The 14,404-nt window shown below is 59.8% G+C and carries 16 protein-coding genes; 15 read left to right on the forward strand and 1 reads right to left on the reverse strand.

Annotation, left to right across the window (positions count from 1 at the left end):
* The first annotated feature begins 41 nt into the window (after positions 1–41).
* The 6 genes from B2X55_RS02620 (at position 42) to dnaJ (ending at position 5,843) form a co-directional block, all read left to right on the forward strand.
* Positions 42–422 carry a DUF488 domain-containing protein gene (locus B2X55_RS02620; RefSeq protein ID WP_286820761.1) on the forward strand — a complete coding sequence of 127 codons (381 nt, stop codon included), beginning with the start codon at positions 42–44 and terminating at the stop codon, positions 420–422.
* A 30-nt stretch (positions 423–452) separates the two neighbouring features.
* Positions 453–734 (forward strand): glutaredoxin family protein, encoded by a 282-nt coding sequence (locus B2X55_RS02625; protein ID WP_226866882.1) that lies wholly within the window; start codon positions 453–455, stop codon positions 732–734.
* A 221-nt stretch (positions 735–955) separates the two neighbouring features.
* On the forward strand, positions 956–1,990 hold the full coding sequence (hrcA, locus tag B2X55_RS02630; protein ID WP_055160281.1) for a heat-inducible transcriptional repressor HrcA: 1,035 nt from the start codon (positions 956–958) through the stop codon (positions 1,988–1,990).
* A 64-nt stretch (positions 1,991–2,054) separates the two neighbouring features.
* A complete protein-coding gene (grpE, locus tag B2X55_RS02635; protein ID WP_286820763.1) occupies positions 2,055–2,657 on the forward strand; it encodes a nucleotide exchange factor GrpE in 603 nt (200 codons plus the stop codon).
* 61 nt (positions 2,658–2,718) lie between these two features.
* Positions 2,719–4,581: a molecular chaperone DnaK gene (gene dnaK / locus B2X55_RS02640; RefSeq protein WP_286820764.1), complete on the forward strand. Its 1,863-nt coding sequence runs from the start codon at positions 2,719–2,721 to the stop codon at positions 4,579–4,581.
* Positions 4,582–4,670: 89 nt separating this feature from the next.
* Positions 4,671–5,843 (forward strand): molecular chaperone DnaJ, encoded by a 1,173-nt coding sequence (gene dnaJ, locus B2X55_RS02645; RefSeq protein WP_055159896.1) that lies wholly within the window; start codon positions 4,671–4,673, stop codon positions 5,841–5,843.
* Between the two features lie 50 nt (positions 5,844–5,893).
* Here dnaJ and B2X55_RS02650 read toward each other — a convergent pair whose 3' ends face one another.
* Positions 5,894–7,018: a 5-methyltetrahydropteroyltriglutamate--homocysteine S-methyltransferase gene (locus B2X55_RS02650; protein ID WP_286820765.1), complete on the reverse strand. Its 1,125-nt coding sequence runs from the start codon at positions 7,016–7,018 to the stop codon at positions 5,894–5,896.
* A 217-nt stretch (positions 7,019–7,235) separates the two neighbouring features.
* On the opposite strand from B2X55_RS02650, the gene B2X55_RS02655 reads away from it, so the two are divergent.
* From B2X55_RS02655 to floA, 9 genes are all read left to right on the forward strand, one after another.
* Positions 7,236–8,153, forward strand: a complete 918-nt coding sequence (locus B2X55_RS02655) for a LysR family transcriptional regulator (protein WP_055160284.1) — start codon at positions 7,236–7,238, stop codon at positions 8,151–8,153.
* Between the two features lie 71 nt (positions 8,154–8,224).
* On the forward strand, positions 8,225–9,169 hold the full coding sequence (gene prmA, locus B2X55_RS02660; RefSeq protein WP_286820767.1) for a 50S ribosomal protein L11 methyltransferase: 945 nt from the start codon (positions 8,225–8,227) through the stop codon (positions 9,167–9,169).
* On the forward strand, positions 9,166–9,912 hold the full coding sequence (locus B2X55_RS02665) for a 16S rRNA (uracil(1498)-N(3))-methyltransferase (protein ID WP_036373986.1): 747 nt from the start codon (positions 9,166–9,168) through the stop codon (positions 9,910–9,912). Before prmA ends, B2X55_RS02665 begins: the two co-directional genes overlap by 4 nt.
* Complete coding sequence (gene mtaB, locus B2X55_RS02670) at positions 9,909–11,201, forward strand: tRNA (N(6)-L-threonylcarbamoyladenosine(37)-C(2))-methylthiotransferase MtaB (RefSeq protein ID WP_286820768.1); 1,293 nt, start codon at positions 9,909–9,911, stop codon at positions 11,199–11,201. The genes B2X55_RS02665 and mtaB overlap by 4 nt, the downstream gene beginning before the upstream one ends.
* Positions 11,202–11,341: 140 nt before the next feature.
* On the forward strand, positions 11,342–11,689 hold the full coding sequence (locus B2X55_RS02675; protein ID WP_278823362.1) for a histidine triad nucleotide-binding protein: 348 nt from the start codon (positions 11,342–11,344) through the stop codon (positions 11,687–11,689).
* A gap of 122 nt (positions 11,690–11,811) precedes the next feature.
* The gene (gene rpsU, locus B2X55_RS02680; protein WP_005841552.1) at positions 11,812–11,994 is read left to right on the forward strand and encodes a 30S ribosomal protein S21; all 183 of its coding nucleotides are present in this window, start codon (positions 11,812–11,814) and stop codon (positions 11,992–11,994) included.
* 78 nt (positions 11,995–12,072) lie between these two features.
* Positions 12,073–12,522 (forward strand): GatB/YqeY domain-containing protein, encoded by a 450-nt coding sequence (locus B2X55_RS02685; RefSeq protein ID WP_286820773.1) that lies wholly within the window; start codon positions 12,073–12,075, stop codon positions 12,520–12,522.
* A gap of 165 nt (positions 12,523–12,687) precedes the next feature.
* A complete protein-coding gene (locus B2X55_RS02690; protein ID WP_286820774.1) occupies positions 12,688–13,344 on the forward strand; it encodes an NfeD family protein in 657 nt (218 codons plus the stop codon).
* A 30-nt stretch (positions 13,345–13,374) separates the two neighbouring features.
* On the forward strand, positions 13,375–14,373 hold the full coding sequence (floA, locus tag B2X55_RS02695; protein WP_226866892.1) for a flotillin-like protein FloA: 999 nt from the start codon (positions 13,375–13,377) through the stop codon (positions 14,371–14,373).
* Positions 14,374–14,404: the final 31 nt, after the last annotated feature.

Genomic DNA, 14,404 nt, shown 5'->3' on the forward strand with positions numbered 1-14,404 from the left:
CCAGATGGTAAGGTAGAGGTAATGAAAGGAAGCGAATGCTCATGCATGAAATTCGTCTCAAGCGCGTCTACGAAGTGCCATCGCCCGATGATGGCGTGCGCGTGCTCGTCGACCGCCTCTGGCCGCGCGGCATCCGCAAGGCCGACTTGCCCTACGATGCCTGGCCGAAGGAGATCACGCCGTCTCCGGAGCTGCGCAAACTCTACCATCGCGGCGAGATGCCCTTTGCAGGATTCCGCGAGGGCTATGCCGAAGAACTGGAGGTGAGCGAAGGCGCTGCGGCCTTTGCCGAGCGCTGCCGCAAGTGGCTCGAGACGCAGGATGTGACGCTGCTCTACGCCGCGAAGAACCAGCAGGAGAACCACGCGCAGGTGCTCGCAGCCTGGCTGCGCCAGAAGAGCGGCGCCGAAGGCGGTGCGTGAGCAAGGATAGCGATAGAAAGGACGATTCCCATGAAGAAAATCACCATGATCAAGATGCAGGGCTGCCCGTACTGCGCCAAGGCCGCGCAGGCCGTGGAGGAGCTGCGCGCTGAGCAGCCGGCCTATGCAGGTGTCGAGATCGAGATCATCGACGAGAACGAGCAGCCGGAGCTCGCCAAGGCGTATGCCAAGGACTACTACTACGTGCCGAGCCTCTTCATTGAGGGGCACAAGGTGTACGAGGCGCAGCCGGGCCAGGACTACGATACGATCAAGGCTGCCGTCGCAGATGCCTTTGAACAGGCCAAGTGACTGACGGATATCCACTGAAAGATGATGGAAGCTGAGACTGCCGCGCGTGCGGCAGTCTTTTTTTCGTGCGCGAGGAAAAAGTCGAAAATAATTTTGACTTTTTGACTTTTAGGTGTTGACTTTTTGTTTTTTTCGGTGTATATTCTTTATAGATTCAAAGTTAGCACTCAGATAGATAGAGTGCTAACAGAGGATGAAAACAGAAGGAAGGGGGCATGCAGATGAAGGATGAACTCGACGCGCGCAAGAAACGCGTGCTGCAGGCAATCGTCGATGATTACATCGAGTCAGCCGAGCCGGTCGGCTCGCGAACACTGGCGAGGAAGTACGACCTCGGCGTGAGTCCGGCGACCATCCGCAATGAGATGGCAGATCTCGAGATGCTAGGTTACCTCGAGCAGCTGCATACCTCCTCTGGACGCATCCCATCGTCGAAGGGATATCGCTTCTATGTAGACGGCCTGATCCCCCCGAAGCCCGTGAGTGACGAGGAGAAAGAGCTCATCAACCGCTGGTACAGGGCGCGCGTCAAGCGCATCGACGAGGTGTTCCAGGAGACAGCGCGCATCATCTCGCAGGTGACGAAGAATGTCTCTCTTGTCCTCGCGCCGCAGATGACGCAGGCGGCTTTCCGTTGCCTGCAGTTCCTGCCGCTCGACGACAGGCGCGTTATCACCGTGCTCATGACGGATGCGGGCTTCATCGAGAACAAGATTCTCGAGATGCCGAATGGCTCGAGCTTCGAGGACTTCCAGCGCATGGCCAGCGTCATCAACAAGAATCTCGCCGGCCACACGCTCTCGACCATCGACCATCCAGCGCTCGCGAAGATCCGCGATGAAATCCAGGATGAGCCGCTCTACGAATCAGCCCTCGAGGTCATCAACAGGGCGCTCGATTCGGGCAAGCGGGAGCGCCTCTACCTCGGCGGCACGACGCAGATGCTCGAGCAGCCGGAGTTCCACGATGTGGAGAAGGTCAAGGAGACCCTCCTCGTGCTCGAGAAGGAAGAGCTCATGAAGGATGTGCTGCACGCCCACATGGGCGACGGTCTCGAGGTCACGATCGGCCAGGAGAACGAGGACAGCCACTTCAAGGACAGCAGCATCATCACCGCGACGTACCATCTCGATGGTGAGCTCTTGGGCACGATTGCAGTGCTCGGACCGACGCGCATGGAATACGCGAAGGCCATGAGCCTGCTCGAATACATGAATTCCAATCTGACAGAAGTCATCAAGCGGTTCCACTGGTAGGGCCGCAGGTTTCCCGGAATAGAGTGAAGAGGTGATAGTTTTGCCATCATTTATCAAAGATGAAATGAAGAAGAAGGATGAGCAGAAGCTGGAGGAGATGCAGCAGGAGATCGACGAGGCGGAAGCCGCGCAGGAAGATGCTGCAGAGGGCTCCGAGGAAGAAGCTCCGGAAGCGGCTGCTGCAGCAGATGCGGCGATGCAGGAAGAGATCGAGGCCCTCAAGGGCCAGGTCGACGGCCTGAACAAAGACCTTCAGGAGAAGAAAGACCGCCTGCTGCGTCTCCAGGCCGATTTCGACAACTTCCGCCGCCGCTCGGCGAAGGAACGCGAAGAGATTTCCGCTGTCGTCACGCAGAATTTCTGCAAGGACATGCTGCCGCTGCTCGACAACTTCGAGCGCGCGATGGCGGCCGAGACAAAGGATGTGGAGGCCTTCCAGAAGGGCGTCGAGATGATCTTCACGCAGTTCCAGGAAATCCTCAAGAAGAACGGCCTTGAGCACATCGAGGCCGTCGGCCAGAAGTTCGACCCGAACTTCCATCAGGCCGTCATGCGGGTCGAAGACCCCGAGAAAGAAGACGACACGGTCGCCCAGGAGCTCCAGAAGGGCTACATGGTCAAGGGCCGCGTCATCCGACCGAGCATGGTCCAGGTCGTCTCCAACTGAGCGTCCTGATCGCATAAACCAGATGATTCAAGTTTTACATAAAGTTTAGGAGGATGTTACCATGTCTAAAGTAATTGGTATCGACTTAGGTACGACGAACTCCGTCGTATCCGTTATGGAAGGCGGCGAGCCGACCGTCATCACGAATCCGGAAGGCAGCCGCATCACGCCGTCTGTTGTCGGTTTCACGAAAGATGGCCAGCGCCTCGTCGGCCAGCTGGCAAAACGCCAGGCTGTGTCGAACCCGGACCGCACGATCTCGTCCATCAAGCGCCACATGGGCGACCCGAACTACAAGGTCACGATCGACGGCAAGGATTACACGCCGCAGGAGATCTCGGCCATGATCCTGCAGAAGCTCAAGGGCGATGCAGAGGCATACCTCGGTGAGACGGTCACGCAGGCCGTCATCACGGTCCCGGCTTACTTCAACGACAGCCAGCGCCAGGCGACGAAGGACGCCGGCAAGATTGCAGGCCTCGATGTCCTGCGCATCGTCAACGAGCCGACGGCTGCAGCTCTTGCCTATGGCCTCGACAAGGACAAGGATGAGACGATTCTCGTATTCGACCTCGGCGGCGGTACGTTCGATGTCTCGATCCTCGAGCTCTCGGAGGGCACGTTTGAAGTACAGGCCACGAACGGCGATACGCACCTCGGCGGCGATGACTTCGACCAGAAGATCATCGACTGGATGGTCGGCGAGTTCAAGCAGGAGAACGGCATCGACCTCTCGCAGGACAAGATGGCTGCTCAGCGCCTCAAGGAAGCTGCCGAGAAGGCAAAGATCGAGCTCTCGAGCATGACGCAGACGAACATCAACCTGCCGTTCATCACGGCCGATGCTTCGGGCCCGAAGCACCTCGACCTCACGCTAACGCGTGCAAAGTTCAATGAGCTCACGAGCGACCTCGTCGAGCGCACGATGGGCCCGACGCGCAAGGCCATGGCCGATGCAGACCTCACGGCTGACGATATCGACAAGATCATCCTCGTCGGTGGTTCTTCCCGTATCCCGGCTGTCCAGGATGCCATCCGCAATATCCTGCACAAAGAGCCGTCGAAGGGCGTCAACCCGGATGAGTGCGTATCCGTCGGTGCTGCCATCCAGGGCGGTGTCCTCGTCGGTGAAGTCAAGGACGTCCTTCTCCTCGATGTCACGCCGCTTTCTCTCGGTATCGAGACGCTCGGCGGTGTCTGCACGAAGATCATCGAGCGCAACACGACGATCCCGACGCACAAGAGCCAGATCTTCTCGACGGCTGCGGACAATCAGCCGTCTGTCGATATCCACGTCCTGCAGGGCGAGCGTGAGATGGCTGTCGGCAACAAGACGCTCGGCCGCTTCGAACTCACGGATATCCCGCCAGCTCCGCGCGGAGTACCTAAGATTGAAGTTTCCTTCGATATCGATGCGAACGGCATCGTGCACGTCTCCGCTAAGGACCTCGGCACGGGCAAGGAGCAGAAGATCACGATCCAGTCGGACAGCGGCATGAGCAAGGAAGACATCGACCGCATGGTCAACGAAGCCAAGGCTCATGAGGCAGAGGACAAGAAGCAGAAGGAAGCCATCGACGCCAAGAACAACGCCGACAACCTCGTCTATCAGGCAGAGAAGACGATCAAGGAGCTCGGCGACAAGGCAGATGCCGGCAAGGTATCGGAAGTCAAGGCTGCCTGCGAGAAGGTCAAAGAGGCCATCAAGAGCAACGATACGGAAGCCATCAAGAAGGCAACGGAAGAGCTGCAGAAGCCTCTCTATGAACTCAGCGCTGCTGCTTATCAGCAGGCACAGGCTGCTGGTGCACAGCAGGGTGCGCAGGCTGGTGCCGAGAACGCTCAGGGCGCTCAGCAGCAGAAGAAAGATGACGATGATGTCGTCGATGCGGACTACACGGAAGTCAAAGACGACAAGAAATAAGCAGATGATTGTTTAAAGGTTGGGAGTTATGGGGGACGCTTGACGCGGTTCCCTCTGGACTCCCAATTTTTCTGTAAGGATGGTGCAACGTGAGCGAAAAACGCGATTATTATGAAGTGCTGGGCGTTGACAAGAGCGCGGATGAAAAGGAGATCAAGCGTGCCTATAAGAAGCTGGCCCGCAAGTATCATCCAGACCTCAATCCGGACAACCCGAAAGAGGCAGAGGAGAAGTTCAAGGAGATCAATGAAGCCTACGATGTCCTGAAGGACCCGAAGAAACGCGCGCAGTACGACCAGTTTGGCGCCGGTGCCTTTGACGGCACGGGCGGCTTCAGTGGCGCTGGAGCCGGCGGCTTCGGCGGCTTTAGTGATTTCGGCGGCTTCGGCGGCGGTGGCGAAGGCGGCTTCAACGACATCTTCGACATGTTCTTCGGCGGTGCCGGTGCCCGCCATGCGCGTCAGCCAGGCCCGGAGCGCGGCAATGACCTGCGCTACGATCTCTCCATCAGCTTCGAAGACGCTGCTTTCGGCAAGAAGGTGGAGCTCGAGGTGCCGCGCACGGTCGAGTGCCCGACGTGCCACGGCTCTGGTGCCGCGGCGGGGACGAGCCCGGAGACGTGCCCACACTGCCACGGCACGGGCCAGCAGCAGGTCGTGCGCAACACGGCCTTCGGCCGCATGATGAGCACGCAGACGTGCCCACACTGCCACGGCACGGGCAAGGTCGTCAAGACGCCGTGCAAGGACTGCCACGGCACGGGCCGCAAGCGCGAGACGTCGAAGGTCACGGTCAATATCCCGAAGGGCGTCGACCAGGGTTCGCGCGTCCGCCTGTCGGGGGCCGGCGAGGCGGGCCGCAATGGCGGCGGCTACGGCGACCTCTACGTCTACATCTTTGTCAAGCCGCACAAGCTTTACACGCGTCAGGGCAACGACGTCATCGTCGAAGTGCCGATCACCTTCGTGCAGGCCGCTCTCGGTGGCTCGGTACAGGTGCCGACGCTCGACGGTCCCGTCGACCTCAAGATCCCGGCTGGCATCCAGTCGGGCAAGGTCCTGCGCATCAAGGGACGCGGCATCCCGTTCCTGCGCGGTTCGGGCCGCGGCGACGAGCTCGTCCACATCAAGGTACTGACGCCGCAGAACCTCTCGGGGCGCCAGAAAGAGCTCCTGCGCGAGTTCGGCGAGATCAGCGGCGACAAGGTCAATCCGGAGCAGAAGAGCTTCCTCGACGACCTCAAGCGCTTCTTCAAGAAATAAAAATACGGCTTTGCGAAATACATCGCAAAGCCGTATTTTTTATTTCTCGGTCATGCCCAGACTTCTTCGGCAATCTCTTTGACAAGGGCGAGCTTGGCCCACTGCTCTTCCTCGGTGAGCTTGTTGCCAATCTCGCAGGAGGCAAAGCCACACTGCGGGCTCAGGCAGAGATCCTCGAGCGGCACGTACTTGGCCGCCTCGTGGATGCGCGCGATGATGGCAGCCTTGTCTTCGAGCTCCGGGCGCTTCGTTGTGATGAGGCCGAGCACTACTTTCTTGCCAGGGGTGACTTCCTTGAGGCATTCGAATCCGCCGGAGCGCTCGTCATCGAACTCGAGGTAGTAGGCATTGACGTTCTCGCGCGTGAAGAGCGGGTCGGCAACCGGGTCATAGGCGCCGCTGGCGAAGTAGACGGAGTGGTAGTTGCCGCGGCAGACATGCGTGTTGATGACGAGGTCGTCGGGGCTTCCTTCGATAGCCAGGTTGTTGACCGTCACGAACTGCTCGGCGAGCTTCTTGAGGTCAGAGCCTTCGACGTAGGCGAATTTGCCGCCCTTCTTGCCACCGGCGGCGAGTACGCCCCAGGTGCAGTCGTCGAACTGCAGGTTGCGGCAGCCGGCCGCATAGAGGTCACGGATGACGGTGCGGTAGCCTGCAGCAATCGCCTCGATGAGCGCTTCATCTGTCGCGTAGACCTTGCGCGTGCGCTCGATGTTGTCGGGCAGGATCATCTGCTGGAAGAACTGAGCCGGTGCCGGGATGGTCTGCTTGGCGACTGTGTTCTCGTCTGTGAGCGCCTGTACAAAACGGAAATGCTCGACAAACGGATGGTTCTCGGCAGAGAGCGGGCCTGTCAGCCAAGTGTCATCGATGAGAGCCGGCTCGCCGTGGAAGCAGACGCCCTTGTCGGTCTTCTGATGAGCGATACCCTGGAAGCCCCACATGAAGTCGAGGTGCCAGGTCGCGCGACGGAACTCGCCGTCCGTGATGACGTGGTAGCCGGCCGCCTTCTGCTTGGCGACGAGCTCGCGGATGCACGTGTCTTCGATGTCTTTGAGCGCCTCTTTCGAGATGGCGTGCTCAGAGAACTCCTGGCGCGCTTCTTTGAGCGCTGCGGGGCGCAGGAAACTGCCGACGTAATCGAAGCGGAATGGTGTGGAAAGATGCTTGCTCATATGATTGCCTCCTGATAGATTGACGAGATGACTCTCGGATAACTTGTTTGTTCTCTTCTGTTCTTGTGGACCGAATCGGTTGATGGCTCTACTTTACCGCAAAAGGCGCGCGATGGAAAATACTTAAAACGGGCGCTTTGCCATAGATTCACTCTATGGCAAGATTGCGTCTGCTGTGGCATGCGTGGTATGATGGTAAGAGAAAAGGGGGATGGGCATGACACTCAATCAACTGCGCTACGTCGTCGAGGCGGCTTCGTCTGGCTCCATCACGGAAGCGGCACAGCGCCTCTTCATCACGCAGCCGAGCCTGACAGCGGCCATACACGCCCTGGAGGAGGAACTCGGTATCACGATTTTCCGGCGCACAAACAAAGGCATCACGCTGACGGTCAAGGGCGAGGAATTCCTTGCCTACGCGCGCCAGATGCTCGAGCAGGAGGCGATGATCCGCGAGCGCTACGGCAAGAAGCGCAAGAAGAAGCAGCTCTTCTGCGTCTCGTCACAGCATTACTCGTTCGCCGTCGAAGCGTTTGTCGACCTTTTGCGCGAGTACAGGGGGAGAGAATACGAATTCCACATGCGCGAGACGGAGACCTACAAGATACTCGAGGATGTCGGCGCGCTGCGCAGTGAGGTCGGTGTGCTCTACCTCAATCCGGCCAATGAGACAATCGTCCGCCGGGCCATCCTCGACCACGGCCTGCGCTTCACGCCGCTCTACCGCGCGCAGCCGCATGTCTTCATCAGCAAGAGGAATCCGCTTGCGGAAAAGGAGGCTGTCCGCTTAGAGGACCTCGCGGACTACCCGCGCCTCTCGTACGAGCAGGGGGCGCACAACGCCTTCTACTACGCCGAGGAGATCCAGAGTACGCTGCCCGTGCGCAAGGACATCGTCGTCACGGACCGCGCGACACTCTTCAACCTGCTCATCGGCCTCGACGGCTATACCATCTCGAGCGGCATCATCAACGAAGAGCTCAACGGCGAGGAGATCATCGCGCGGCCGCTGCTCGTCGACGACTTCATGGAGATCGGCTACCTGACACATGCGCACATCAAGCTCAGCCGCTATGCCGGCCGCTACATCGAGAAGCTCTGCGAGCGCATCGGCAATGCCGTCCGCACCGAGTGACGGATAACCTTGTTTTTTACAGACATATCCCCTATAATGGAAAGACCTAGAACAAGAAAGGACGATGCGCTTTGAAATGGGCTGAAGTCAGTATCCGGACATCACATGAGGAGACGGAACTCATCGCGGAGATTTTCCACGACGTCGGTGCATCCGGCGTAGTCATTGAAGATCCAGAGGAATTCAACAGTTATATCGACAGTGGACTTTTCGACTACTCCAATCTGCCGAAGGCTGAGCAGACGAATATCGTGACGATTAAGGCGTATCTGCCTGTTGACGAAGAGCTTGACGACCGCCTGCGCACGTTCGAGCAGCGCGTCCGGGACCTCGCGAAAGTCGACGGCTTCGACGCGGAATCGTGCCCGATCGAATGGCATACGGTCCAGGATGAGGACTGGGCCGACAACTGGAAGGCCTACTTCCACACGGAGAAAGTCGGCGGCCTCATCGTCATCAAGCCGGCCTGGGAGGATTACGAGGCGAGCCCCGACGACATCGTCATCGACCTCGACCCCGGCGCGGCCTTCGGCACGGGCACGCATCCGACGACGGCCATGTGCATCCGCGAGCTAGAGTCGGCCGTCAAAGGCGGCATGCGCGTCTTCGATGTCGGCACGGGCTCCGGCGTGCTGGCTGTGACTGCTGCCAAGCTCGGAGCCGGCGAGGTCATCGCGATGGATTACGACCGCACGGCGGCCCACGTCGCGCAGGAGAATGTGGAGCGCAACCACGTCGAGGACCGCGTGACGACTGGCGTCTCTGATCTCCTGCAGGCTTTTACCGGCAAGGCGGATCTCATCATCGCCAACATCATCGCGGACATCGTCATCCGCCTCTTCGACGAACTCGATGCGCATCTGGCCGAGGGCGGCCATCTGCTGGCCTCGGGCATCATCGATGAGCGCGTGGCCGATGTGACGGAAGCGGCTCTTTCGCACGGCTTTGCCATCGACAAGGTCATCGAGGAGAGCGGCTGGGCTGCGATGGTCATCAGCCGGGGGGATGCACAGTGAGACGACTTTTCTACAAGGGCATCCTCGCGGACACCATCGAGATCGGCGGCGCGGATGCACACCATCTCATGCACGTCATGCGCGCGAAGCCTGGCCAGGAAGTCATCGTCGTCGACGATGAGAACCAGGTCGCGCGCATGGAGATGACCGCTTTTACGTCCGACACGGTGACGATGAAGCTCGTGGAGCGCCTCGATGCGGATACAGAGTCACCTATCCGGCTCGTCCTGGCCGTCTGCCTCCTGAAGGCCGACAAGATGGACTTCGTCGTGCAGAAGGCTGTCGAGCTCGGCGTTAACTGCATCGTGCCAGTCGCAAGCCACAACTGCGTCGTGCGCTACGACAGCAAGAAGGCCGCCCAGCGCCAGCAGCGCTGGCAGAAGATTGCCGACGAGGCGGCCAAGCAGTGCGGGCGCACCGCGCTCGTCGAGGTGCGGCCCATCGAGCCGCTCCAGAAATTCCTCTGCCATGCTTGGTATGAGGACGACATGGATTCGGAGTTCCTGTTCTGCTACGAGAACGAGCAGAATGTATCGGTGCGGGAGTGCCTGCAGCGCACGACGTCGGAGCGCTACCTGCTGCTCATCGGCCCTGAGGGCGGCTTCACGCTCGAAGAGGCAGAGGCTGTCATCAAGGCCGGCGGGCAGAGCGTCACGCTCGGGCCGCGCATCCTGCGCGCCGAGACGGCGGCCATTGCGGGCCTCAGCATTGTACAGTTTGAAAAAGGAGATTTAGGAAGTTGAAAGTTGCTTTGACCACACTTGGCTGTAAGGTCAATCAGTTCGAGACAGAGACGATGGAAGGCCTCTTCAAGCAGCGCGGCTATGAAGTCGTGCCGTTTGACGCATGTGCTGACGTCTACGTCATTAACACGTGCTCGGTCACGAGCCTTGGCGACCGCAAGAGCCGCCAGATCATCCGCCGCGCACACCGCGAGAACCCGCAGGCCATCGTGGCCGTCTGCGGCTGCTACGCACAGGTCGCACCAGATGAGATCCGGGCCATCGAGGGCGTGCGCGTCGTGCTCGGCACGAAGGAGCGCGCCCACATCGTTGACTACGTCGAGAAGGCCATGCATGAGAACGGCATCCAGGGCACGATCACGGACATTATGCAGGCAAAGACGTTCGAGGACATCCCGCTCTACGACAGCCCGGAGCGCACGCGCGCCTTCCTCAAGATCGAGGACGGCTGTCAGAATTTCTGCGCGTACTGCATCATCCCGTACGCGCGCGGCCCTGTCAAGTCGCGCCAGCCGGAGCACGTGCGCCGCGAGGCGGAGAAGCTCGTCGCCATGGGGTTCAAGGAGATCGTGCTGACGGGCATCCACCTCGGCGCCTACGGCCGTGATCTTTCTGGCAGCATCACGCTGGCCGATGCCTGCCGCGAGGTGCTCTCCGTGCCGGGGCTCAAGCGCCTGCGCCTCGGCTCGCTCGAGTCCATCGAGCTCTCGCCGGAGCTCTTCGCACTGATCCGCGAGGATGAGCGTTTCTGCGCGCACCTCCACCTGCCGCTGCAGGCCGGCTCCGACAAGGTGCTCAAGGACATGAACCGCCATTATGACACGGCGGAGTTCGCGCGCCTCATCGAGCACGTCGAGCAGGAGGTGCCGGGCGTCGCCATCTCGACGGACATCATCGTCGGCTTCCCTGGCGAGACAGAGGAGGACTTCCAGCAAGGGCTCGACTTCGTCGAGAAGATGAACTTCGCCCGCATGCACGTCTTCCCGTATTCGCGCCGCACGGGCACACCTGCCGCCGCGCGCCGCGACCAGGTAGAGGAGGCCGTCAAGAAGGAGCGCGTGCACCGCATGCAGGCGCTCGCCGACCGCAAGTCAGAGGAATTCCACAAGAGCTTCATCGGCCGCGAGATGCGCGTGCTGTTCGAGACGGAAAAAGACGGCATCACGGATGGCCTGACGGACAACTACATTCGCGTCTACACCGACGATACCGTCGATTGCGGCGAGATCTACACCGTGAAGATTGACAAGCTCTGGCGCGATGGCGTCTGGGCGCACTGCGTGCGCTGAGTCGCTGGTAAATATTTTTGCTTTTTTCCGTCGGGAAGAAGGTTTTCCGCTCATGGCGGCGAATATTATTGTTATAGATGGGCGTTAAGCGCCCGTTTCGTGCCATTGATGCCGTTCGTGGCAAAAGGAGGTGAATGAAGATGGCAGATTGTATCTTTTGCAAGATTGCACAGAAGGAGATCCCTTCCAAACTGGTCTATGAAGATGACACGGTCGTGGCGTTCCGTGACCTGGAGCCGCAGGCACCGCAGCACGTTCTCGTGATTCCGAAGAAGCACGTCGAGAGCCTGCTGGCACTCGAGGAAGAGGACAAGGCTCTCGTCTCTCACATCCTCGTCGATGTCATCCCGCAGCTTGCCCAGGAGCTCGGCATTGCCGAGAAGGGCTTCCGCGTCGTGGCGAACACGGGCGAGGAAGGCGGTCAGACCGTAAAGCATCTGCATTTCCACCTCCTTGGCGGCCGCTCCATGCAATGGCCCCCAGGCTGACCCTCTGCGCAGGTCCTAAAACTTTTGGAGAGTGTTGACAGTGACTTGCGCCCTGCTGTATAATGGTGTGGTGTAATTCTAACGACACAAACTCCCATGTTAAGTGGAGGGGGGGAAAATAGATGGCAAACGAAATCAAAGTTGGTAAAAACGAATCGATCGATAGTGCTCTCCGCCGCTTCAAGCGTATGTCCCAGAAGGCTGGCACGCTTGCTGAAGTGAGAAAACGTGAACATTACGAGAAACCGAGCGTTCGCCGCAAGAAGAAGTCTGAGGCAGCTCGTAAACGCAAGTACAGAGGTTAATCCGTCATTTGCGCCAGGCGCCTGCGAGTTGAGAGATTCGCGGGTGCCTTTTTATATGAGAAGAGAGGAAGATCAATCATGTCGATCAAGGAACAGCTTACAGCTGATATGAAAGAAGCCATGAAGAGCCACGATAAGGACCGCCTGTCGGTCATCCGCTTCGTGCGCGGTGCCATTCGTCAGGCCGAGATCGATGGCGGCCACAAAGAGCTCAGCGATGAGGACGTCATCGGCGTCATCAGCAAGGAAGTCAAAATGCGCAAGGACTCCATCGAGGAGTTCAAGAAGGGCGGCCGCGAGGACCTCGTCGCGAAGACGCAGGCCGAGATCGACGTGCTCATGCCGTATCTGCCGGCACAGCTTTCCGAGGATGAGATCCGCGTTCTTGTCAAGGAAGCCGTCGAGAAGACGGGCGCTTCGTCGCCGAAGGACATGGGCAAGGTCATGGGCATGCTGATGCCGAAGGTCAAGGGACGCGCCGACGGCAAGATGGTCAACACGATTGTCCGCAGCATGCTGCAGGGCTGATTTGCAGAAGAGAGGGGCTGCCACATGAGTGGCAGCCTTTTTCGATGCGAAAATAAGGCAATCTGCGCATGGAAAAGGTTTTTGGCAAGGCGCGTCGAATCATAAAAAGAGAACACGATTGCATCACCACGATCATCATCTTCATCATAGAAGGGAGGATTCTTTATGGATAGCATCACCATGCCGGTCCTGCAGGTCCTGCTGCTGGCCATCATGTTCCTGGCGATACTCGTCGAGGTCAAGACGGGCGGCACGGGTGCAGGCATCATGTTCGGACTCGTCGCGGCCATCGTTTTCTGGGGCAGCCAGTATGTCAAGGGGGCGGCAGATCTCTTCCAGATCGGGCTGTTCTTAGGCGGCATTCTCTGCATCGTCGTCGAGATGCTGCTGCCGACTGTCGGACTCCTGGCCGGCGTTGGCGTGGCGGCCATGCTCTACAGCCTCGTGATGGCGCTCGGCGGTAATCTCGCCGCAGTGGCCGTGCTGATCTTTGCGTTGGTGGCCGCTGTCGGCGTCTTTGCGCTGATCGTCAACCAGCTGCCCTCGAGCCGTCTCTGGAAGCGTTTCGTGCTCAAGGACCAGTCGACGGCCAAGCGCGGCTACGTCAGCGCGGTGGAGGAAGCGGGGCTCGTCGGCGAGCAGGGGCCTGTCCTGACGGAACTGCGCCCCTCTGGCTCGGCGCTTCTCGAGGGCCATCCCGTCGACGTCGTCTCGGAGGGAGCTTTCATCGCCAAGGGCGAGCTCGTCCGGGTCATCTCGGTCCAGGGCAGCCGCGTCGTCGTGCGCCGCGTGGAAAAGCTCCCGAAGGAAGCAGCGAAATAACAAGATCGATACAATACTGGAGGCGTTCTTATGGCAACACTGATCACATCCGCGTTCATTCTCGTGCTCATCGTAGCGGCTATCATGGTGTTCCTGCACTTTGTGCCGCTCGGGCTCTGGATCTCGGCGCTCGCCGCCGACGTCCACGTCAGCATCATCACGCTCGTCGGCATGCGCATGCGCCGCGTGCCGCCGGCCAAGATCATCCTGCCGCTCATCAAGGCCAATAAGGCGGGGCTCAATGTGCAGGTCAATCAGCTCGAGGCGCATTACCTCGCTGGCGGCAATGTCGACAAGGTCGTCGATGCGTTGATTGCGGCGCACCGCGCCCAGATCCCGCTGCCGTTCGAGCGCTCGGCTGCCATCGATCTCGCCGGCCGCGACGTGCTGGAAGCCGTGCAGATGAGCGTCAACCCGAAGGTCATCGAGACGCCGGTCGTCTCGGCCGTCGCGCGCAACGGCATCGAGCTCAAGATCAAGGCGCGCGTCACTGTGCGAGCCAATATCGACCGCCTCGTCGGCGGTGCCGGCGAGCCGACCATCATCGCGCGTGTCGGCGAGGGCATCGTCACGACAGTCGGCTCGTCGGAGAGCCACAACGACGTGCTCGCCAACCCGGACGACATCAGCAAGACGGTGCTCGGCAAGGGACTCGATGCCGGCACGGCCTTCGAGATCCTCTCCATCGATATCGCCGACGTCGACGTCGGCCGCAACATTGGCGCTGAGCTCCAGACCGATCAGGCCGAGGCCGATAAGCGCATCGCGCAGGCCAAGGCAGAGGAGCGCCGCGCGATGGCCGTGGCCAAGGAACAGGAGATGAAGGCCTACACGCAGGAGATGGAGGCAAAGGTCGTCGAGGCGCAGGCCGATGTCCCGCATGCCATGGCAGAGGCACTGCGCGAAGGCCGCCTCGGCGTCATGGACTACTACAACCTCAACAACGTGCAGGCGGACACCGACATGCGAAATGCCATCAGCACGGCAGGAGCCGACGACAAGATGCGTCCGACGCAGCCAGTGAAATGAGTGCGGCGAGCCGCGTGAAGATGCGCGGCCA

The organism is Mitsuokella sp. UBA4253 (assembly GCF_002395285.1).
GTDB classification, from domain to species: Bacteria; Bacillota; Negativicutes; order Selenomonadales; family Selenomonadaceae; genus Mitsuokella; species Mitsuokella jalaludinii.

Bases quoted from the DNA above. Each gene is read 5' to 3' on its own strand.
- B2X55_RS02620 (WP_286820761.1), top strand. From the start codon at position 42: ATGCATGAAATTCGTCTCAAGCGCGTCTACGAAGTGCCATCGCCCGAT.
- B2X55_RS02625 (WP_226866882.1), top strand. From the start codon at position 453: ATGAAGAAAATCACCATGATCAAGATGCAGGGCTGCCCGTACTGCGCC.
- hrcA (WP_055160281.1), top strand. From the start codon at position 956: ATGAAGGATGAACTCGACGCGCGCAAGAAACGCGTGCTGCAGGCAATC.
- grpE (WP_286820763.1), top strand. From the start codon at position 2,055: ATGAAGAAGAAGGATGAGCAGAAGCTGGAGGAGATGCAGCAGGAGATC.
- dnaK (WP_286820764.1), top strand. From the start codon at position 2,719: ATGTCTAAAGTAATTGGTATCGACTTAGGTACGACGAACTCCGTCGTA.
- B2X55_RS02650 (WP_286820765.1), bottom strand. From the start codon at position 7,018: ATGAGCAAGCATCTTTCCACACCATTCCGCTTCGATTACGTCGGCAGT.
- B2X55_RS02655 (WP_055160284.1), top strand. From the start codon at position 7,236: ATGACACTCAATCAACTGCGCTACGTCGTCGAGGCGGCTTCGTCTGGC.
- B2X55_RS02675 (WP_278823362.1), top strand. From the start codon at position 11,342: ATGGCAGATTGTATCTTTTGCAAGATTGCACAGAAGGAGATCCCTTCC.
- rpsU (WP_005841552.1), top strand. From the start codon at position 11,812: ATGGCAAACGAAATCAAAGTTGGTAAAAACGAATCGATCGATAGTGCT.
- B2X55_RS02685 (WP_286820773.1), top strand. From the start codon at position 12,073: ATGTCGATCAAGGAACAGCTTACAGCTGATATGAAAGAAGCCATGAAG.
- B2X55_RS02690 (WP_286820774.1), top strand. From the start codon at position 12,688: ATGGATAGCATCACCATGCCGGTCCTGCAGGTCCTGCTGCTGGCCATC.
- floA (WP_226866892.1), top strand. From the start codon at position 13,375: ATGGCAACACTGATCACATCCGCGTTCATTCTCGTGCTCATCGTAGCG.